This is a genomic window from Oricola thermophila (assembly GCF_013358405.1).
GTDB lineage: Bacteria > Pseudomonadota > Alphaproteobacteria > Rhizobiales > Rhizobiaceae > Oricola > Oricola thermophila.
In genome coordinates this window covers 3,820,001-3,839,610 of record NZ_CP054836.1, presented here as the reverse complement: position 1 = coordinate 3,839,610, position 19,610 = coordinate 3,820,001, and the positions used below count along the sequence as shown (strand labels likewise).

Genomic DNA, 19,610 nt, shown 5'->3' with positions numbered 1-19,610 from the left:
AACGACCTGAAAACCCTGCGCGTCGCCATGCCGGCCGCGTTCGATCCGCGCGCCAGGGACCGCATTGCCGGAGAATTTGACGCCTTGACGCTCGAGCGGCCGGATCCCGCGCTTGTTCCTGCGGAATTGCGCGAAAGCATCCGTGGTTTGGCAGCGGGTCTGAGCCCGGACTGGATTCCGGTAATCGACGCGCTTCCCTCCCTGGAAATCATCGCCAATTTCGGCGTCGGCTACGATCCGAAATCCAGCCTCCACGCCATTGAAAGGGGCATCGTCGTCACCCACACGCCCGGCGTGCTCGACGAGGAGGTTGCCGACACCGCCGTGGCGCTGCTGCTGAACACCGTGCGCGAATTCTACTCGGCAGAGGAATGGCTGCGTCAGGGTCGGTGGACAGGCGAGGGCAACTACAGGCTTACGCCCCTGACCCTGCGCGACCGGACGGTGGGAATCTACGGTCTCGGACGCATCGGAAAGGCGATCGCGCGCCGGCTCGAGGCTTTCGGCCTGTCGATCCGCTACCACAATCGCAGCCGCGCCACCGATGTAGCCTATCCGTATCACGACACGCTGCTCGACCTTGCCGAGGCCGTCGACACCCTGGTTTGCGTCGTTCCGGGCACGCCGGAGACGCGACATACGGTCAATGCCCAGGTGCTCGAGGCGCTTGGCCCGAATGGTGTGCTTGTCAATATCGGCCGCGGCACCGTGATCGACGAGGCGGCCCTCGTCGCCGCCTTGAGCAAGGGGACGATTGCCGGCGCGGGCCTCGATGTCTTCGAGAACGAGCCGGATGTCCCGGAGGAACTGATCGCCATGCGGAATGTCTGCCTCCTGCCGCATGTCGGGTCGGCATCGGTGCATACGCGCGGATTGATGGGCGATCTCGTCGCCGACAATCTGGTGTCGTGGTTCTCGAAGGGAGAGACGCTGACCGCCGTGCCGGAAGCGCGTCATCTGGCGAAGCGCAGCGGGCGTTAGCCCTCGCTTAACCATGATCGGCCAATGTGCCCGCCTGTTTGTAGTGCAAGTGGTGGGATCGGCGATGAAATCTTTCGCGTACTGGATCAATGGCGCTGCCGTGCTCGGCATCGCCGGAATGATGGCCATGGGCAGCGGAATTGCCGATCCGGGAATCGACACCATGACCACCGCATCGATCGCGCCCCCGGCGGATGCCGACCGGTTCATGGTGGTCGACCACGCCCGCAACCGCACCTGCATAGTCGCCCTGCACCGCGCCGCGGGCTATGACATCCACCGGCTTGAGCCCGGAAAGTGCGACGGCATGCCGCCGGCGCTTTCCGAGGCGCGCATCTGGCAGGACACCGCAACCGGCAGGGTGCGCATAACCGACCGCAAGGGAAATGTCGTGATGCGCCTGTCCGCCGACGACCGTTTCGGCTGGAATGTCGTGGAACCGGCTGATTTGGCGCTGTCCTTCGAGGCGTTCTGACGCGCGCCAGCGCTTTCTCAGGTGGACGCGCGTTCCGCTGCGCGGGCTCGCGCGGCATCGCCAAAAGCCTTGAACAACGCGCCCGAGGGCTTGTCTGTCTTCGCCCAGTATTCCGGGTGCCACTGCACACCCACGACAAACCCCTTGGCACCGTCGACCGTGACCGCCTCCACCGTGCCGTCGTCCGCCGTGGCCTCGACGCTCAGCCCTGGCGCCAGCTTCTCGACGGCCTGCCGGTGCAGCGAGTTCACCTTGATGCGATCCGCATTGACGATGCGCGCCAGGCAGCCGCCACGCCGCAGATCCACCTCGTGCGCAAACGCGAACCGCTCGTCCTGAACGTCGCTTTGCGGCGCGCGGTGGTCCGCATTGCCCGGCCGTGTCTGGATCTCATGGGCGATCGTCCCGCCCAGCGCGACATTCAGTTCCTGCAAGCCGCGACAGATCGCGAACAACGGCACGCCCCTGTCGATTGCGCCGCGAATCAGCGGCAATGCGGTCGCGTCGCGGGCCTCGTCATAGGGCTCGTGGTCGGATGTCGGTTCCACGCCATAGCGGTGCGGATGCACGTTCGATTTCGACCCGGACAGCAGCACGCCGTCGACACGGCCAAGCAGGTCGCCGAGATCGATTCGGTCGCCGAAGGCGGGTACGATCAGCGGCAGCACGCCGGCAACCGACATGGCCGCTTCGAGATAGAACTGCGGGGTGCAATGCCAGCGATAATTGTCGAAATCGCGGACATCAGCGACCACGGCGACGATCGGTTGCATGGTTGTTCTCTCCTGGTAAATCCGCACCTTATGTATTGGTGCCGACGTTCGATGCAATGGTCTTGTACTGCACGCTTTTTGGGCACCGGTCGCGGGTGCCGCCGCATTCGATCGCAGTGGACAAAAAAATTTACCATTCAGTGCGTTTTGACCGGGCGTCACCGCTGGACAGGCAAGGGCAAAACTGTAAGGTACGCGCCGGGTTCCGCCGCGGAAAAGCCCGTGTTTTTGGGGGGACAACGGGGCGGTCTCGTCACGTAATCATCTGGGAGGATCTTATGGATCGTCGTTCTTTCATCAAGAAAACCGGCGCTGTCGGCGCCGGCGCTGCGGCTGCAACCGCCCTTGCCGCCCCGGCCATCGCGCAGTCCATGCCGAAAATCACTTGGCGCTGCACCTCGGGCTTCCCGAAGGCGCTGGACACCATCTACGGTGCTGCCGAGGTCTTCGCCGCCGCGGTGAATGAAGCCACCGACGGCAACTTCAACATCCAGGTCTTCGCCGCCGGCGAGATCGTCGGCACGCTGGAAGCGCTCGATGCCGTGTCCAACGGCACGGTGGAGATGATGCACAACTGCTCCTACTATTTCTGGGGCAAGGACCCGACCTTCGGCATCGGAACCGGCATTCCCTTCGGTCTCAACGCCCGCATGACCAATGGCTGGCTCTACGAGGGTGGTGGCACCGACCTGCTCAACGAATTCTATGCCAACTACAACACCATCGCGTTCCCGGCCGGCAATACCGGTGCCCAGATGGGCGGCTGGTTCCGCAAGGAAATCAACACGCTCGACGACCTGAAGGGCCTGAAGTTCCGCATCGGCGGCATGGGCGGCAAGATCATCGAGAAGGTCGGCGTGGTTCCGCAGGGCATCCCCGGCGGCGACATCTACCCGGCACTGGAAAAGGGTGCCATCGACGGCGCCGAGTGGGTCGGCCCCTATGACGACAGCAAGCTCGGCTTCAACAAGGTCGCTCCCTACTACTACTATCCGGGCTGGTGGGAAGGCGGCGTGACCGTCCACAACTTCATCAATCTCGAGAAGTGGAACGAACTGCCGAAGTCCTACCAGGCAATTGTCAAGAGCGCATCCGCTCTGGCCAACAGCGTGATGATGGCCCGTTACGACACGCTGAACCCCAAGGCCCTCAAGGAGATCGCTGCCTCCGGCACGCAGCTCCGTCCCTACAGCCAGCAGATTCTCGAGGCCTGCTTCGACGCTGCGACGGAAACCTATGCCGAGCTCTCCGCGGAGAACGCGACCTTCAAGAAGGTTCACGACAGCTACATGGGCTATCGCCGCGAAGGCTATCTGTGGCAGCAGCTGTCGGAGTACAACTTCGACACATTCCAGATGCTGCAGCAGCGCGCCGGCAAGCTCTAGGCACTGGCAAGACAATGCAAAAGGAAGCCCGGGACGGCTCGCCGCCCCGGGCTTTTTCTTTCCCCTGCCGGGCCCCGGCTATTTCAGCGATGCGGCTTCCCCGGCGAGTGCGGCAATCCGGTCCCAGTCGCCGGATGTGACAGCATCCTTCGGCGCCACCCAGGACCCCCCGACGCAGAGCACATTCGGTAGCGCCAGGTATTCGTCCGCGTTTTTCGCCGAGACCCCGCCGGTCGGGCAGAACCTCACGCCGCCGAAAGGCGACGACAGCGATTTCAGATAGGCCGCCCCGCCCGCCTGTTCGGCCGGGAAGAACTTCAGCAGTGAATAGCCGTCCTCCAGTGCCGCCATGATCTCGCTCGACGTCACCGCGCCGGGCAACAGCGGCACCGGGCTTCCCTCTGCGGCGTCCACCAGTTCCGGCGTCAGGCCGGGACTGACCACGAATTTTGCGCCTGCATCGACCGCCTGGTCGAACTGCGTGCCGTTGAGGATGGTGCCGGCACCGACCAGCGCCTCCGGAACCTCGTCCGCCACGCGACGGATCGATTCCAGTGCGGCATCGGTCCTGAGCGTGATCTCGATCGCGGGCAGTCCGCCGGCCACCAGCGCCTTCGCCAGCGGCACCGCGTCCTTCGCGTCATCGAGCACGATGACTGGTATGACCGGCTGACCGGTCATGATGGGAAGCAATGCATCGGTATTTTGCGGCATGTCGAAGTCCTTGTGGCGTTCTGCCGTGCACTTAAATCGGTTTAGCGAAGCCGTCCAGACCATGTGTCGGATTTCCGGGCGGCACCCGGCAACATAGCCCGCAAAAGACGGTACAGGTATGACAAGTTGCGAAAAAATGCCCCGCTTCGCGATGCGCGCCGCAGTTCGTCCATGGTCCTCGTCCCTGCCGATCCGCTCGGATCGAGTCCGTGATCGGCCTGGAACCGTCTGACCGCCCGCTCGGTTTCCGGACCGTACTGCCCGTCCTGCGCAAGCGGATAGCCCGCCGCCGTCAGCATCCGCTGCAGTTTCCGGACCGCCTCCCCGCGGTCGCCGCGCACGAGACCGGCCGGCCCGGGCCTGCCGCTGTCCAGCAGTCGCCTGTGGCGCCGGTAGGCGGCGGCGATCCGGCTGTCGTAGCGGTGCACCCTGTAGCGCGGTCCGTTATAGGCACGCGCGAATGCGGCCCAGTCCCGCGCTTTCAAAGCGTCGATCAGTCCGTTCGCCTGCATGAACCGCACCATCAGGCGTACCTGTCCCGCCGGGCCGGACCGGGCTTCGGCGACAAGTTCCTCGATCGAGGCGTACCCCAGCGCTTTCCAGTGAAATCCCATCACCTGGCCCATGCCCCACGATGTCGATTGCAGCGCCGCCGGGCGATCGACCTTCATGGCTTCCGCGAGCAGGCGCCAGCGCTCCGCCTGCGAGGCCGGGTTCCTCACCACACCCGCCCTTGGCGATGCCAGCCCCAACGCGCGCGCCCGGGCGCGTTTCCTGCCGTCCAGGAGACGATCGAACCAGTGCCCCTCGAAGCGGATCAGGGGCTCCTTGCGACCGTCGATCTCGGCAAATGCCCGACCGCCCGATTCCACTTCGATCACGGCCAGCAGGGCCGCCGGCTCCGCTCCGACATCCCGTGCGGCCGCCTCGATTTCCGATATGATTTCTTTCGAGAACATGGCCAATCCCGCAGAAGGTTTCGCTGCGGCAATTGTGCGCCGGCTTTCGCGCCGTTGGATAAGTTTTCCGCCCCGTGCGGGCGATCAGGCCGACATCGCGGCCGCTTCTTCGATCCTGTCGCGCCCGCCGTTCTTGGCGGCATAGAGCCCCTCGTCCGCGACGCGCATCAGCGCGTCGAAATCCCGGCTCCCGGCACCGACGTGATGGATGCCGGCGCTGATCGATATCCGGAAGCGACGCTCGCCGGCAGAGATGATGGTCGCCTTCATCGTCCGGCGGATCCGTTCCACGGTTGCCCGCGCCTCGTTCGCCGACAGGCCGTCCAGCAGGACCGCGAATTCCTCCCCGCCGATCCGCGCAACCATGTCACCGTCACGCACGATCGAACGGCACACCTGCGCGCATGTCCTGAGCGCCTCGTCACCCGCCGCGTGACCATAGGTGTCATTGATGCCCTTGAAATGGTCCACGTCGAACACCGCAAGCGCGAAATTGCCGCAACCATGTTCGAGCCGCCGGCGCAGCCGCGCTTCGAAAGCGCCGCGGTTCAACAGCCCGGTCAGCGCGTCGTGGTCGGCGGCATGGCGCAATTCCAGGTTACCCCGTTCATAGGCAAGCGACAGGGCGAAGGCGCCGGCGCCGACCGCGTGCAGGACGCCTACCACCAGGTGAATTTCCAGCAAGGTGTCCTCGGGCAGGTAGCGCACGATGTCGCCTGCCGCGAACAATCCCTGCCCCACGCGGACCGCGAATGAGGCGCCCATGATTCCGTACGCGAAAACGAGGCCGATCCGCGAAGGCAGCCGGTCGGCGCGGTCCCGCCAGAACTCGGCCGCTGTCGCGAAGGCAGTCGCGCAGAGGATCACGTTGACGATCGTGTAGACCGCGGAATAGGAGCCCGCCACGGCCGGAATGGCGCACAGGCCCACGAACAGCGCGCACGGGCCCCAGACCATCCAGTTCCGAGTATCGCGCCCGCCGAACTGGCGTGCAGCCAGCCAGCGCATTCCGAATCCCAGCACCAGCAGGCCGTTCGGCACGGTTGCCATGAAGAACCGCGGCAGGTCGTCGAGAAAGACATAGGCTGTCAGCGCTGCCGCCAGCACGAGATTGGCAACCGTCCACGTGCCCCAGTACGGCTGGTCTCTCCGGCCGCGCCCGGCGACATGAAACGCGGTCGCCATGACCACGAGAATCAATGCGATGGCCAGGAATAGCGTCGTCGTGTCCAACGATTGATCCCCCGATCCCCACAGACCGGCGGTTGATTTGGCGACGGTCCGGATGCAACCGGGAATAGCAGAACCGGCCTACCATCCGGTTAGGTGCCATGGTTACCGGCCGGTAAATCCATTCGTGACTGCCGGTTTCGCGCTGGCGTTCGCGGCGACCGCCCCTTGCCTCGATATCCGTTCGGCAGTAACCGGAAGGTCATGCACAGGAACCCGCCATATATCGTTGCCGCGCTCTATCACTTCGCGAAGTTCGACCGCTTCCGCGAATTCCGGCCGGAGCTTGAGGCGGTTTGCCGCGAAGCCGGGCTGAAAGGCACGCTGCTGCTGGCAAGCGAGGGCATCAACGGAACGGTCGCCGGTTCGCGAGAGGGTATCGACCGCCTTCTCGAGTTTCTTCACGCCCAGCCCGAATTCGCGGGCCTGGAACACAAGGAAAGCTGGGCGGAGAAGGCCCCATTCCTGCGCATGAAGGTGCGTTTGAAGAAGGAAATCGTGACCATGGGCGTGCCCGACACGGACCCGACGCAGATCGTCGGCACCTATGTCGAGCCGCGCGAATGGAACGACCTCATAGCCGACCCTGACACAGTCGTCATCGACACCCGAAACGACTATGAATACGCCATTGGCACCTTCGAGAACGCGGTCGACCCCCATACCAGCACGTTCCGCGAGTTTCCTGACTGGGTGCGTCGCCACGACAACGAGCTGAAGGGCAGGAAGATCGCCATGTTCTGCACCGGCGGCATCCGCTGTGAGAAGGCGACTGCCTTCGTCAAGACACTCGGCTTCGAAGAGGTCTATCACCTCAAGGGCGGCATCCTGAAATACCTGGAGGAAGTGCCTGAGGAGGAAAGCAAGTGGCGAGGCGCCTGTTTCGTCTTCGACGAACGTGTAGCCGTCGGCCACGGCCTGAAGCCGGAAAACTACGTTCTGTGCCGCGCCTGCCGGCATCCCCTGACGCCCGAGGAGACCCGATCCGCGAAATATGTCGAGGGCATCTCCTGCCCTCATTGCTACGAGAAGCGTACCGCGGAGGACCGCGCCCGCTACGCCGAGCGACAGCGCCAGATCGAGCTGGCGCGGATGCGCGGCCAGCGGCACCTCGGCAGTGAATGACCGGGATCGCCGCCACGCACATGCAGCGCTCTCACGGCAAGGGTACGCTTGCCGTTAAGCGCGCGGCCGGGCGCACGCGTATCGACCGGCTTCACCAGTCGGGAAATGCGAAGATCCGGGTACCGGGAACGCATACCGATGCGCTGGAAGCCGTTCTCATCAACACGTCCGGAGGCGTCACCGGTGGGGACACCCTGTCCTGGACGATCGAGTCTGGTCCGGGCACCAACGCGATCATTTCCACCCAGGCCTGCGAGCGCATCTATCGGAGCGCCGGCGATACCGGCCGGCAGAACACGGCAATCCGGGTCGAGTCCGGCGCCACGCTGTTCTGGCTGCCGCAGGAGACGATCCTATTCGACGGCGGCCGCTTCGTCCGTGCCCTCGAGGTCGACCTCGCGGATGATGCGCGCTTCGTCGGCCTGGAAACCCTGATTCTCGGTCGCGAGGCGATGGGCGAGACCGTTGCCTCCGGCCTGTACCGTGACCGCTGGCGCATCCGCCGCGCCGGAGCGCTTGTCCATGCCGAGGATTTCCGTATCGACCCGGAGGGGGAACCCTGCGTAACGGCTGCCGCCGTGCTGGGCGGGAACCGGGTCGCGGCGACGCTGGTCGTTGCGACCGGGGACGACGCGGAACGCCTTGACCTGGCCGTGGCGAAGGCCCGCGACCTGCTGGACGGCACCGCCGCGGGAATCAGCCGAATCGGCGAAGGCGCCGGCGGCAGGATCGTCGTTCGCGCCGCCGCGCCGACGAGCCATGCCCTGCGCAAGCGTCTTCTCCCGCTGCTTTCCCTGTTTCTCGACGGTCGGCCGCTGCCGAGAACATGGTCCTTGTAGGCGCCCGCGCCATCATCCGTCGTCCGTTTCGGAAAAAATTTGTTGTTAGTTACAATCGCAACCATTACGAACGGACCGATTGCGATGCGACCGCCCCTTATACGGGAGGATGGGCGACGGCGGCATGTGATCGTACCCTCCTCCCCCGCACGCAGACCGCACCGCCGACGACGACAAGGACGGAACGATGAAACTCGCGACCCTCGACAACGGTACACGTGACGGCAGGCTGGTCGTCGTATCGCGCGACCTGACGCGCTGCACGGATGCGACCTCCGTCGCACCGACCCTGCAGGCTGCTCTCGACAACTGGAATGAAGTTGCGCCGAAGCTGGAAGCGCTCTCCGAGGGCCTTCTGAAGGACGCGGTGCCGACCGAGCGCTTCCACGAGCATGACGCGCTATCGCCGCTGCCACGTGCGTACCAGTGGGCGGACGGCTCCGCCTATGTCAACCACGTCGAGCTGGTGCGCAAGGCGCGCGGCGCCGAGTTGCCGGCCTCCTTCTGGACCGACCCGTTGATGTATCAGGGCGGCTCCGACACGTTTCTCGCCCCGCGCGCGCCGATCCGCATGGCCGACGAGGCCTGGGGCATCGACATGGAGGGCGAGGTTGCCGTCATCGTCGACGACGTGCCCATGGGTGCCTCGCCGGCGAGGGCGAAAGACGCCATTCGCCTCGTCATGCTGGTCAACGACGTCTCCCTGCGCGGCCTGATCCCCGCGGAACTCGCCAAGGGGTTCGGCTTCTTCCAGTCCAAGCCGTCCTCGGCCTTCTCGCCGGTCGCAGTCACGCCGGACGAGCTGGGTGACGCATGGGACGGCGGCAAGGTGCATCTGCCGCTCTGCGTGGATCTCAACGGCGAGCCGCTCGGCCGCGCCAATGCCGGCATCGACATGACGTTCGATTTCCCGACGCTGGTCGCCCATGCCGCGAAAACGAGGCCGCTCGGCGCCGGTGCCATCATCGGTTCCGGTACCGTGTCCAACAAGGATGCCGACGGCAACCCCGGCAAGCCGGTCGCCGATGGCGGGCTGGGCTATTCCTGCCTGGCTGAGGTGCGCATGATTGAGACCATTCGCGACGGTGCGCCGAAAACGCCATTCATGCGGTTCGGCGATACCGTTCGCATCGAGATGAAGGACGCCGAGGGACACTCGATCTTCGGCGCCATCGAGCAGACCGTCGAGAAATACGAAGGAACCGACTGATGGCCAAGCAATTCGCTTCCGCCGGCGATCTCGCCGAGAAGAAGATATCCTTCACCGAAATCGGCCGCGATCTCTGGGCGTTCACCGCCGAGGGCGATCCGAACACCGGCGTCATCATCGGCGACGATTCCGTCATGATTGTCGAGGCGCAGGCCACGCCGGAACTGGCGAACAAGGTGATCGAGAAGGTACGTTCCGTCACGGACAAGCCGATTACCCATCTCGCGCTGACCCATTATCACGCCGTCCGCGTTCTCGGCGCGTCCGCCTACAACGCGCCGACCATCGTCATGAGCGAGAAGGCCCGTTCCATGGTTGCCGAACGCGGTGCCGAGGACCGCGAGTCCGAATTCATGCGCTTCCCGCGCCTGTTCAAGGGCTATGAGAACATCGCCGACGTACCGCCCCTGACCTGGCCGACCACGACCTTCACCGACAGGATGAGCGTCTATCTCGGCAAGCGGCGCGTCGACCTGATGTTCCTCGGCCGGGCGCACACAGCCGGCGACATCGTCATCCACGTGCCCGACGAAAACGTCATGTTCACCGGAGACATCGTCGAATACCACTCCGCCTGCTATTGCGGCGACGGTCATTTCGGCGACTGGCCGAAGACCATCGAGAAGATCCGCGCCTTTGACGTGGACGCCATCGCGCCCGGCCGCGGCGACGCGCTTGTCGGCAGGGACATGGTCAATGCGGCGCTCGACCTGACGACGGACTTCGTCACCTCCACCTACGATCCGGTGGCGCGCGTGGCCAGGAAGGGCGGTTCCCTGAAGGAGGCCTGGGACGCCTGCCGCGCCGAGTGTGATCCGAAATTCTCCGACTACGCCATCTACGAGCATTGCCTGCCATTCAATGTCAGCCGTGCCTATGACGAGGCGCTGGACATCGACACGCCGCGCGTCTGGACGGCACAGCGCGACCGCGAGATGTGGGAGGCCCTGCAGGGCTGAGGCCGACGAGAGGAAGCACCACGGGAGGAGCGAAGGTGGACCAGGCAGTCGAAACCGGCGGCAAGAAGATATTCGAGACGCCGCTTTATCCCTATCGGCGCACGGCGGACCAGGAACCGGGCGCCTCGGCACATCATCCGGTCGTCGTGGTCGGCGCCGGCCCCATCGGCCTTGCCGCCGCCATAGACCTCGCCCAGATGGACGTGCCGGTCGTCGTGCTCGACGACAATGACAAGGTCTCCTGGGGCTCGCGCGCGGTCTGCTACGCCAAGCGCCCGCTGGAAATTCTGGACCGGCTCGGCTGCGGCCAGCCGATGGTCGACAAGGGCGTTGAGTGGAACATCGGCAAGGTGTTCTTCGACGACCGCCAGGTCTACGAATTCAACCTTCTGCCTGAGTCGGGACACCGCCGCCCGGCCTTCATCAACCTGCAGCAATACTATTTTGAACAGTATCTCGTTGAACGGATCCGCGAGTTGCAGCGGGAGGGAAAGCCCGTCGAGCTGCGCGGCCGCAACAAGGTCGTCTCCGTCGAGGAAAAGGAAGGCGGCGTCGCGCTGACCGTGGACACGCCCGATGGCCCCTACGCCATCTCGGCCGACTGGCTGATCGCCTGCGATGGCGCCGGCTCGCCGATCCGCTCCATGATGGGGCTCGATTTTGTCGGCCGCGTCTTCGAGGACAATTTCCTGATCGCCGACGTCGTCATGGAGGCCGATTTCCCGACTGAGCGCTGGTTCTGGTTCGATCCGCCCTTCAACCGCGGCCAGTCGGCACTTCTGCACAGGCAGCCCGACAATGTCTGGCGCATCGACCTGCAGCTCGGCTGGGATATCGACAAGGAGGAGGAAAAGAAGCCCGAGAACGTCATCCCGCGCCTCAAGGCCATGCTTGGCGAAGACGTGAAGTTCGAGCTCGAATGGGTGTCCATCTACACCTTCCAGTGCCGCCGCATGGAAAAGTTCCGGCACGGCCATGTGATCTTTGCCGGCGATTCCGCGCACCAGGTGTCGCCCTTCGGCGCGCGCGGCGCCAATTCCGGCCTGCAGGACACCGACAACCTGTGCTGGAAGCTGAAGCTGGTGATGGACGGCTTGGCGCCGGAAAGCCTGCTCGACTCCTATGATCACGAACGGATCCACGGCGCGGACGAGAACATCCTCAATTCCACGCGCTCGACCGATTTCATCACGCCGAAATCGGAGATCAGCCGCATTTTCCGCGACGCGGTGCTGGACCTTTCCGAGCGCTACGAGTTCGCGCGTCCGCTGGTCAATTCCGGACGCCTGTCCGTGCCCTGCGTCTATGACGGTTCGCCGCTCAACGGCCCGGACAGGCTGGAAGGCGGCCCCGCGCGCACGCGGCCCGGCGCCCCCTGCCCGGACGCACCGCTCGACTCCGGCTTCCTGCTTGATTTGCTCGGGAACCGCTTCCATCTGCTCGCCATCGACGCGGATATTCCCGACAGCATCGGGGATGGCGGCGTCGTGGCGGAGGCGCTGCGGCTTTCATCCGCCGATGATTCCGATGGCGGCCTGGCCGCGCGCTATCTCGGCGAGGCCCGGTCCGCCGTCTATCTGATCAGGCCGGACCAGCACGTCGCGGCCCGCTGGCAGTCTTTCGACGAGGCGGAGGTCAAGGCCGCGATCCGCACCGCAACGGGGAGGGCATGACAATGGCAAAGCTGGAAACCAGGCCGAACATCGCCGCACCCGACGATTTCTATGCCGACCTTCTGGCCGCGCACGAGGGGTTGGACAAGGAGGAGAGCGACGCCTTCAACGCCCGCCTCATTCTCATCCTGGCCAACCATATCGGCGATCGCGAGACGCTGCGCGAGGCGCTGGAGGCCGCCCGGTCCCGCTGACCCGTCCCAAGCCGGGGAGGTGCTCCGAGAACGCCTTCCGCGCCCCTTACAGGCGCAGGCCGTCAAGCTCGTTCAGAAGATCGAGCAGCGTGTCCAGCTTGTCCGCACCGAGATGGTCGCGTAGCCGCGCGGTGATGCGTTCCGCCTCCGCCATGTTGGAGGCGATGAAATCGTGACCTGCGGACGTGATGGTGATCTGGAGGCGGCGCCCGTCTGTCGGATGCGGCGTACGGTTGACATAGCCCTTCTCCGAAAGCGCCTGCAGGATCCGCGTCAGGCTCGGCAGCAGCAGACAGGACCGCTCCGCGATCTCCGTCGGGTCCATCGCGCCATTCTCGTCGAGCACGCGGAGCACGCGCCACTGCTGCTCGGTCACGCCGGCATCGGCGAGCATGGCGCGGATCGGTCCCATCACGCGCTCGCGGGCGCGCAGGAGCGCGATCGGCAGCGATCGGGCAGTCGCGAGGCCGACTTTTGCTGCGCTCTCCCGTCCAGCGGTCTTTTCCGTTTTCTCCATGCCCGATATTTGCCCCTCGCGGTTCCGCAAGGCAATATGCCTTGCACCAGAGTGCACTTGACTCTCCACGCGCAACAATTTAACATGTTAACGAGTTCAGCGGCAAGGGAGGTGCCGGTGCCGCACATCATAATCGACTATTCGGCGAATCTGGAGAATTCGGTCGACATGCCCGCGCTATGCGATCTTCTCCGCAGGACAGGCATCGAGACGGGCGTGTTTCCGATGGCTGGCATTCGTGTCCGCGCGATTCGCGCCGACCACGTGTCGATTGCCGACGGCAATCCGCACCACGGCTATATCGACATATCGATACGCCTGCGCGGTGGCCGCACCTTCGAGGCGAAGAAGGCCGCTACGGAAAAGCTGTTCGCCGCGGCGAAATCCTTTCTCGATCCGGTGATCGCCACCCGCCCGGTGGCCCTGTCGATGGAGATGCGCGACATTGACCCGGAACTGAGTCCGAAACTGAACACCATCAGGGACCATCTGAAGGACGGCTGACCTTGTCTACTCTCGAAAAGAACCTCGAAAAGCTCGACGCCTGTATCGCCCGCTTCCGCGCGGACGGCGTTCTCAATCACATCGGCGGCGAGAGCCGCCCTGCCGCCTCCGGCGCCACCTTCGACAACCATTCCCCGGTCGACGAGAGCTTCATCTGCAAGGTCGCGAAAAGCGGCGCGGAAGATGTCGACGCGGCGGCGAAGGCGGCAAAGGCGGCCTTCCCGGCCTGGCGCGATTTCGATGCCGTCAGCCGCAAGAAGATCCTGCACGCCATCGCCGACGGGATTATCGAGCGCGCCGACGAAATCGCCATTGCCGAATGCTGGGACACCGGCCAGGCCCACCGTTTCATGTCCAAGGCGGCCTTGCGCGGAGCGGAGAACTTCCGCTTTTTCGCCGACCGCGCCCCGTCCGCGCGCGACGGCCAGTCCCTGCCGTCCCCGACACTGATGAACGTGACCACCCGCGTCCCGATCGGCCCCGTCGGCGTCATAACCCCGTGGAACACGCCCTTCATGCTGTCGACCTGGAAGATCGCCCCGGCGCTCGCCGCCGGCTGCACGGTCGTCCACAAGCCTGCCGAGTTCTCGCCGGTGACCGCGCGAATACTGATGGAGATCGCCGAGGAGGCCGGCCTTCCCGCCGGTGTCTGGAATCTCGTCAACGGCTTCGGCGAGGATGCGGGCAAGGCCCTTACCGAGCATCCCGACATCCGGGCCATTGCCTTCGTCGGTGAGTCGAAGACCGGCTCGATGATCATGAAACAGGGTGCAGACACCCTCAAGCGGGTCCATTTCGAGCTTGGCGGCAAGAACCCGGTTATCGTCTTCGACGATGCCGATCTCGACCGCGCGCTCGATGCGGCGATCTTCATGATCTACTCGCTCAATGGCGAGCGCTGCACCTCCTCCTCGCGCCTGCTTGTCCAGGAAACGGTTGCGGAAGAATTCCTGGCGAAGCTGGTTGAGCGCGTGAACCGCATACGCGTCGGCCACCCGCTTGATCCCGAGACCGAGATCGGCCCGCTGATCCACAAGACCCATTTCGACAAGGTGACATCCTATTTCGACGTGGCACGCGCGGAGGGCGCGACGATCGCCGCCGGCGGCGAGGCAGTGGACGGCAAGGGCTGGTTCGTCAGGCCGACCCTGTTCACCGGCGCACGACCTGACATGCGCATTGCCCAGGAGGAGATCTTCGGCCCGGTCCTGACGGCCATCACCTTCGGGGAAGAGGACGAGGCGCTCGAGATCGCCAATGGCGTGCAATACGGTCTGACCGGCTATGTCTGGACCAACGACCTGACCCGGGCGCTGCGTTTCACCGACAAGCTCGAGGCCGGCATGATCTGGGTGAACTCGGAAAACGTCCGCCACCTGCCGACGCCCTTCGGCGGGGTCAAGGCCAGCGGCATCGGGCGCGACGGCGGTGACTGGTCCTTCGAATTCTACATGGAGCAGAAGCACATCGGGTTCGCCACCGGACGGCACCGCATTCCGCAGCTCGGCAAGTGACCGGACACGCATGACATGCAGACAACGGGAGGAAGACATGGGTGAAATCGTACTGGCCGCCAAGGTGACGCATGTTCCGACCATGCTGATGTCGGAGCAGCCCGGACGCCTGCACGGCTGTCGCCAGCCCGCCATCGACGGCCATCTCGAGATCGCCCGGCGCGCAAGGGAGCTCGGCGCCGACACGGCTGTGGTCTGCGACACCCACTGGCTGGTCAATGCCGGCTACCACATCAATGCCAACCACCGCTTCCGGGGCCTCTACACCTCCAACGAGTTCCCGCAATTCATCCAGGATCTCGAGTTCGATTTCGAGGGCAACGCTGCGCTCGGCGATGCGATCGCCGAGAAGGCGATGGCGAAGGACGTCTACACGCTCTCGCACCAGATCGACTCGCTGGAACTGGAATACGGTACCATCGTGCCGATGCATTTCATGAGCCGGGTCGCCGACTTCCGCGTCGTCTCCATCGCCGCGTACTGCACCGTGCACAGCTTCGAAACCTCGCGCCGGATCGGCGAGGCGATCCGCGAGGCGGTGGAGGAAAGCAACTCGAAGGTCCTTCTGCTTGCCTCCGGTTCCCTGTCCCACAGGATCTGGCCGAACGACGAATACGAGGCCAACAACGGCACCTTCACCATCTCGTCCGAGTTCAACCGCCAGGTTGATCTCCACGTGCTCGACATGTGGCAGCGCGGCGACTGGGCCGCCTTCGTGAAGATGCTTCCCGAATATGCCGACTATTGCTGCGGCGAGGGCTCCATGCACGACACCGTCATGCTGCTCGGTGCGCTCGGCTGGGACGGCTACAAGGGAAGGGGCGAGGTCGTGACCGAATATTTCCCGAGCTCCGGCACGGGCCAGACAAACGTTATATTCCCCGTCGTCTGACGGCTACCGGAACGAGAGCAAGCGATGCCGATACCCGCACCGGTCCTTTACCCGCCCTTCAATATCGTCCGCCTGTCCCATGTGGAGCTCGTGGTAACCGATCTGGCGAAGAGCCGTGCCTTCTATGTCGATACGCTCGGCCTGCAGGTTACCGACGAGACGCCGGACACCATCTGGCTGCGAGCCATGGAGGAGCGCGGCCACCACTGCATCGTGCTGCGCGAGGGCGAGACGGCGGTTGCCCGCGATCTCGGCTTCAAGGTGTTCAGCGAAGAGGATCTCGACAAGGCGGCACACTTCTTCAAATCCAGGGACCTGCCGGTCGAATGGGTCGAGCGCCCCTGGCAGTCGCGCACCTTCCGCACCCGCGATCCGCACGGCATCCCGCTGGAATTCTACGCCCGCATGGACCGCCTGCCGCCGATCCACCAGAAATACGAACTCTATCGCGGCGTGAAACCGCTGCGCATCGACCACTTCAACTGCTTCTCGCCGAATGTCGACGAATCCGTCGCCTTCTACAACGAGATCGGTTTTCGCGTGACCGAGTACACCGAGGACGAGGAAACCGGCCGGCTCTGGGCGGCATGGACGCACCGCAAGGGCGGCGTCCACGACCTCGCCTTCACCAACGGCCGCGGCCCGCGCCTGCACCACACCGCCTTCTGGGTTCCCACCCCGCTCAACATCATCGACCTGCTCGACCTGATGGCAACGACCGGCTGGGTTTCGAACATCGAGCGCGGCCCGGGCCGGCACGGCATCTCCAACGCCTTCTTCCTTTACATCCGCGATCCCGACAACCACCGCATCGAGATCTACTGCTCCGATTACCAGACGGTCGATCCGGACCTGGAGCCGATCAAGTGGGACCTCAAGGACCCCCAGCGCCAGACCCTGTGGGGCGCGCCTGCGCCGCGCTCATGGTTCGAGGAAGGAAGCCTGTTCGAGGGCACGGACATCGTCGAGCCGAGCCTCGCCGCCCAGCCCATTGTCGCGCCCTGAGGAGTTAGGCATGACTGACCGCATCGCCACGTTTTCCGCCGCCGGAGAATCCTTCTACGGCGTCGTCGCCGATGGCGGCATGATCGCCCTGTCGCCGGACTTCCCGCAATGGCCGACACTGCGCGAAGTGGTCGAGGCCGGCGCGCTGGAACAGCTTGTCGAGGCCGCGAAGGGCCGCCCGGTCACCCACCCGGACGCAAGCTTCCAATACGAGATCCCGGTGCCCGCGCCGGAGAAGATCATCTGCGTCGGTGTCAATTTCCCCGATCGCAATGCCGAGTACAAGGACGGCAAGGACGCGCCGGAGAACATGTCGCTCTTTGTCCGCTTCCCGCGCTCCTTCACCGGCCATGACCGGCCGCTGATCCGCCCGAAGGCGTCCGACAAGCTCGACTACGAGGGCGAGATCGCAGTGGTGATCGGCAAGGGCGGCCGCCATATCCCCGACGACGAGGCGCTCGGCCACATCGCCGCACTGACCCTTTGCAACGAGGGCACGCTGCGCGACTGGGTGCGACACGCCAAGTTCAACGTCACCCAGGGCAAGAATTTCGACAGCTCGGGCGCCATGGGCCCCTGGCTGGTACCGTTCCGGGATCCCGCCCAGATCATCGACGTGCGCCTGACCACCCGCGTCAACGGCGAGGTCCGGCAGGATGACCGCACAGGCCGGATGATGTTTCCCGTCGCCCGCCAGATCGCCTACATCTCCACTTTCACCACCCTTCTGCCCGGTGATATCATCGTCACCGGCACGCCGACCGGAGCCGGTGCGCGCCTCGATCCGCCGGTCTTCCTCGAACCCGGCGACTTGGTCGAGATCGAGGCGGAAGGAATCGGCGTCTTGAGAAACGGCGTGGCGGACGAGACATGACGCTCAGCGAATCCGAGATCGAGCAGGCGGCCGAGGAACTCTTCCGGGCCGACCAGAACCGCCGCCAGATCGGCCTCCTGACTCTTCGCCACCCATCCATGACGATGGACGAGGCCTATGCCGTGCAGGCGGCGCTCGTCCGCCGCAAGCTGGACGCCGGCCGCAAGGTGATCGGCTGGAAGATCGGCCTGACCTCCAGGGCGATGCAGTCCGCCTTGAACATCGACATTCCCGACAGCGGCGTGCTGCTCGACGACATGGCCTTCGACAACGGCGCGACCGTGCCCGCCGGCCGCTTCATCCAGCCGCGCATCGAGGCCGAGATTGCCTTCGTCATGAAGGCCCCGCTCGCCGGGGCGAATGTCACCCGCGAGGAGGTGATCGCCGCGACGGATCATGTCGCGCCGTCGCTGGAGATCCTCGACACCCGCATCCTGCGCGCCGATCCCGAGACCGGCCGCGCGCGCGCCATCTGCGACACCATTTCCGACAACGCCGCCAATGCCGGCATCGTTCTGGGCGATGAAAGGCATCCCGTCGACGCCTTCGACCTGCGCTGGGTCGGTGCCATCGTTTCGCGCAATGGCGAGGTGGAGGAAACCGGACTCGGCGCCGGCGTCCTCGACAACCCGGTAACCGGCATCGTCTGGCTGGCCCGCCGCATGGCCGGTTACGGCCAGCGCATCGAGCCCGGCCAGGTCGTCCTGTCCGGATCCTTTATCCGCCCGGTCGAATGCCCGCCGGGCTCGAAGATCCACGCCGATTTCGGCGCCTTCGGAACCGTTTCCTGCAATTTCGCTTGAGGACCACGCCATGCCCGCACCCGTAAACGAGTTCAAGGCCGCCCTGTCGCGCGGCGAACGCCAGGTCGGCTGCTGGCTCGGCCTTGCCGACGCCTATGCGGCGGAGATCATGGGCACCGCCGGTTTCGACTGGCTGCTGATCGACGGCGAGCACGCGCCAAACGACCTGCGCTCCATCCTCGCCCAGCTGCAGGCGCTCGAGGCGTCACCGTCCCATTCCGTCGTCCGCCTGCCGATCGGCGAGACCTGGATGATCAAGCAGGTGCTCGATCTCGGCGCGCAGAACATCCTGGTGCCGATGGTCGAAAGCGGCGAACAGGCCGCCGCGCTGGTGAAGGCGGTGCGGTATCCGCCGAGGGGCGTGCGCGGCGTCGGTTCGGCGCTTGCCCGCGCGTCGAGATTCTCCGGCATCTCCGACTATCTCACCACCGCCGACGACGAGATATGTCTGCTGGTGCAGGTGGAGAACCGGGCCGGCATGGCCGCCCTGGACGATATCCTGGCGGTCGAGGGGATCGACGGCGTCTTCATCGGACCGGCGGATCTCGCCGCCGACATGGGACACATCGGCAAGCCCGGCACGCCGGAGGTCCAGGAAGCGATAGCGGTTGCAATCGGTCGCATCCACGCTGCCGGCAGGGCGTCGGGAATACTGGCGACGGATCCCGCAGCCATCGACACCTATGCTGCACTGGGCGTCACCTTCATCGCCGTGGGTATAGACGTCGTGCTCCTCGCCGGCGCGGCACGGAAACTCGCGAAGCAGTATGGCGCGGAAAAAAAGTAGCCCGTTATCTCGAGGAGATAACGGGCGGATCGAGGGACGTTTAGGGGCATCTGAACGCCCTCCGACCTTGTGCGGAAAAGGATTTGTCAGACCGCAGGGCCTAAAAGGCCGCATCGCCGCAGGAAGTCCACGCATCTTGCGCCTTTCCCGCGTAAAATTCGCTGCTTGTCACTTGTTGCAATTGACGATACGTGAAT

21 protein-coding genes are annotated in these 19,610 nt (G+C 64.8%); 16 read left to right on the top strand and 5 right to left on the bottom strand.

What is annotated here, in order from left to right:
• Positions 1 to 6 precede the first annotated feature (6 nt).
• Both HTY61_RS18595 and HTY61_RS18590 read left to right on the top strand, forming a co-directional pair.
• The gene (locus HTY61_RS18595; protein WP_175278635.1) at positions 7 to 981 is read left to right on the top strand and encodes a 2-hydroxyacid dehydrogenase; all 975 of its coding nucleotides are present in this window, start codon (positions 7 to 9) and stop codon (positions 979 to 981) included.
• A gap of 64 nt (positions 982 to 1,045) precedes the next feature.
• Positions 1,046 to 1,456, top strand: coding sequence for a hypothetical protein (locus HTY61_RS18590; protein ID WP_175278205.1), 411 nt, complete (start codon positions 1,046 to 1,048; stop codon positions 1,454 to 1,456).
• A 17-nt stretch (positions 1,457 to 1,473) separates the two neighbouring features.
• Here HTY61_RS18590 and HTY61_RS18585 read toward each other — a convergent pair whose 3' ends face one another.
• Positions 1,474 to 2,229, bottom strand: a complete 756-nt coding sequence (locus tag HTY61_RS18585) for a gamma-glutamyl-gamma-aminobutyrate hydrolase family protein (protein WP_175278204.1) — start codon at positions 2,227 to 2,229, stop codon at positions 1,474 to 1,476.
• A 278-nt stretch (positions 2,230 to 2,507) separates the two neighbouring features.
• Here HTY61_RS18585 and HTY61_RS18580 point away from each other — a divergent pair, with 278 nt between their 5' ends.
• Positions 2,508 to 3,614, top strand: a complete 1,107-nt coding sequence (locus HTY61_RS18580; protein WP_175278203.1) for a TRAP transporter substrate-binding protein — start codon at positions 2,508 to 2,510, stop codon at positions 3,612 to 3,614.
• A 78-nt stretch (positions 3,615 to 3,692) separates the two neighbouring features.
• Here HTY61_RS18580 and HTY61_RS18575 read toward each other — a convergent pair whose 3' ends face one another.
• The 3 genes from HTY61_RS18575 to HTY61_RS18565 all read right to left on the bottom strand — a co-directional run bounded on the left by HTY61_RS18575 (position 3,693) and on the right by HTY61_RS18565 (position 6,520).
• Positions 3,693 to 4,328 carry a 2-dehydro-3-deoxy-phosphogluconate aldolase gene (locus HTY61_RS18575; RefSeq protein ID WP_175278202.1) on the bottom strand — a complete coding sequence of 212 codons (636 nt, stop codon included), beginning with the start codon at positions 4,326 to 4,328 and terminating at the stop codon, positions 3,693 to 3,695.
• Between the two features lie 41 nt (positions 4,329 to 4,369).
• Positions 4,370 to 5,287, bottom strand: coding sequence for an N-acetylmuramidase domain-containing protein (locus tag HTY61_RS18570; protein ID WP_175278201.1), 918 nt, complete (start codon positions 5,285 to 5,287; stop codon positions 4,370 to 4,372).
• An 84-nt stretch (positions 5,288 to 5,371) separates the two neighbouring features.
• The gene (locus tag HTY61_RS18565; RefSeq protein WP_175278200.1) at positions 5,372 to 6,520 is read right to left on the bottom strand and encodes a GGDEF domain-containing protein; all 1,149 of its coding nucleotides are present in this window, start codon (positions 6,518 to 6,520) and stop codon (positions 5,372 to 5,374) included.
• A gap of 201 nt (positions 6,521 to 6,721) precedes the next feature.
• Here HTY61_RS18565 and trhO point away from each other — a divergent pair, with 201 nt between their 5' ends.
• From trhO to HTY61_RS18535, 6 genes are all read left to right on the top strand, one after another.
• Complete coding sequence (gene trhO / locus HTY61_RS18560) at positions 6,722 to 7,642, top strand: oxygen-dependent tRNA uridine(34) hydroxylase TrhO (protein ID WP_175278199.1); 921 nt, start codon at positions 6,722 to 6,724, stop codon at positions 7,640 to 7,642.
• On the top strand, positions 7,639 to 8,481 hold the full coding sequence (locus tag HTY61_RS18555) for an urease accessory protein UreD (RefSeq protein ID WP_175278198.1): 843 nt from the start codon (positions 7,639 to 7,641) through the stop codon (positions 8,479 to 8,481). The genes trhO and HTY61_RS18555 overlap by 4 nt, the downstream gene beginning before the upstream one ends.
• A gap of 187 nt (positions 8,482 to 8,668) precedes the next feature.
• Positions 8,669 to 9,691 (top strand): fumarylacetoacetate hydrolase family protein, encoded by a 1,023-nt coding sequence (locus tag HTY61_RS18550; protein ID WP_175278197.1) that lies wholly within the window; start codon positions 8,669 to 8,671, stop codon positions 9,689 to 9,691.
• Positions 9,691 to 10,650 (top strand): MBL fold metallo-hydrolase, encoded by a 960-nt coding sequence (locus HTY61_RS18545; RefSeq protein ID WP_175278196.1) that lies wholly within the window; start codon positions 9,691 to 9,693, stop codon positions 10,648 to 10,650. Before HTY61_RS18550 ends, HTY61_RS18545 begins: the two co-directional genes overlap by 1 nt.
• A 35-nt stretch (positions 10,651 to 10,685) precedes the next feature.
• Positions 10,686 to 12,323, top strand: a complete 1,638-nt coding sequence (locus HTY61_RS18540; protein WP_175278195.1) for an FAD-dependent oxidoreductase — start codon at positions 10,686 to 10,688, stop codon at positions 12,321 to 12,323.
• A 2-nt stretch (positions 12,324 to 12,325) separates the two neighbouring features.
• Entirely contained in the window at positions 12,326 to 12,517 is a 192-nt protein-coding gene (locus tag HTY61_RS18535; protein WP_175278194.1) for a DUF2783 domain-containing protein, read from the top strand.
• A 46-nt stretch (positions 12,518 to 12,563) separates the two neighbouring features.
• On the opposite strand, the gene hpaR is transcribed toward HTY61_RS18535, so the two are convergent.
• On the bottom strand, positions 12,564 to 13,034 hold the full coding sequence (gene hpaR / locus HTY61_RS18530; RefSeq protein WP_175278193.1) for a homoprotocatechuate degradation operon regulator HpaR: 471 nt from the start codon (positions 13,032 to 13,034) through the stop codon (positions 12,564 to 12,566).
• Positions 13,035 to 13,151: 117 nt separating this feature from the next.
• Here hpaR and HTY61_RS18525 point away from each other — a divergent pair, with 117 nt between their 5' ends.
• The 7 genes from HTY61_RS18525 to hpaI are packed head-to-tail and all read left to right on the top strand — an operon-like array spanning position 13,152 to position 19,413.
• Positions 13,152 to 13,538, top strand: a complete 387-nt coding sequence (locus tag HTY61_RS18525) for a 5-carboxymethyl-2-hydroxymuconate Delta-isomerase (protein ID WP_175278192.1) — start codon at positions 13,152 to 13,154, stop codon at positions 13,536 to 13,538.
• A 2-nt stretch (positions 13,539 to 13,540) separates the two neighbouring features.
• On the top strand, positions 13,541 to 15,052 hold the full coding sequence (gene hpaE, locus HTY61_RS18520; protein WP_175278191.1) for a 5-carboxymethyl-2-hydroxymuconate semialdehyde dehydrogenase: 1,512 nt from the start codon (positions 13,541 to 13,543) through the stop codon (positions 15,050 to 15,052).
• A gap of 37 nt (positions 15,053 to 15,089) precedes the next feature.
• A complete protein-coding gene (hpaD, locus tag HTY61_RS18515) occupies positions 15,090 to 15,944 on the top strand; it encodes a 3,4-dihydroxyphenylacetate 2,3-dioxygenase (protein WP_175278190.1) in 855 nt (284 codons plus the stop codon).
• Between the two features lie 24 nt (positions 15,945 to 15,968).
• Positions 15,969 to 16,949 (top strand): 3,4-dihydroxyphenylacetate 2,3-dioxygenase, encoded by a 981-nt coding sequence (gene hpaD, locus HTY61_RS18510; RefSeq protein ID WP_175278189.1) that lies wholly within the window; start codon positions 15,969 to 15,971, stop codon positions 16,947 to 16,949.
• A 10-nt stretch (positions 16,950 to 16,959) separates the two neighbouring features.
• Positions 16,960 to 17,823, top strand: a complete 864-nt coding sequence (locus HTY61_RS18505; protein ID WP_175278188.1) for a fumarylacetoacetate hydrolase family protein — start codon at positions 16,960 to 16,962, stop codon at positions 17,821 to 17,823.
• On the top strand, positions 17,820 to 18,626 hold the full coding sequence (gene hpaH / locus HTY61_RS18500) for a 2-oxo-hept-4-ene-1,7-dioate hydratase (RefSeq protein WP_175278187.1): 807 nt from the start codon (positions 17,820 to 17,822) through the stop codon (positions 18,624 to 18,626). Before HTY61_RS18505 ends, hpaH begins: the two co-directional genes overlap by 4 nt.
• A 10-nt stretch (positions 18,627 to 18,636) precedes the next feature.
• Complete coding sequence (hpaI, locus tag HTY61_RS18495) at positions 18,637 to 19,413, top strand: 4-hydroxy-2-oxoheptanedioate aldolase (RefSeq protein WP_175278186.1); 777 nt, start codon at positions 18,637 to 18,639, stop codon at positions 19,411 to 19,413.
• The last annotated feature ends 197 nt before the right edge of the window (positions 19,414 to 19,610 follow it).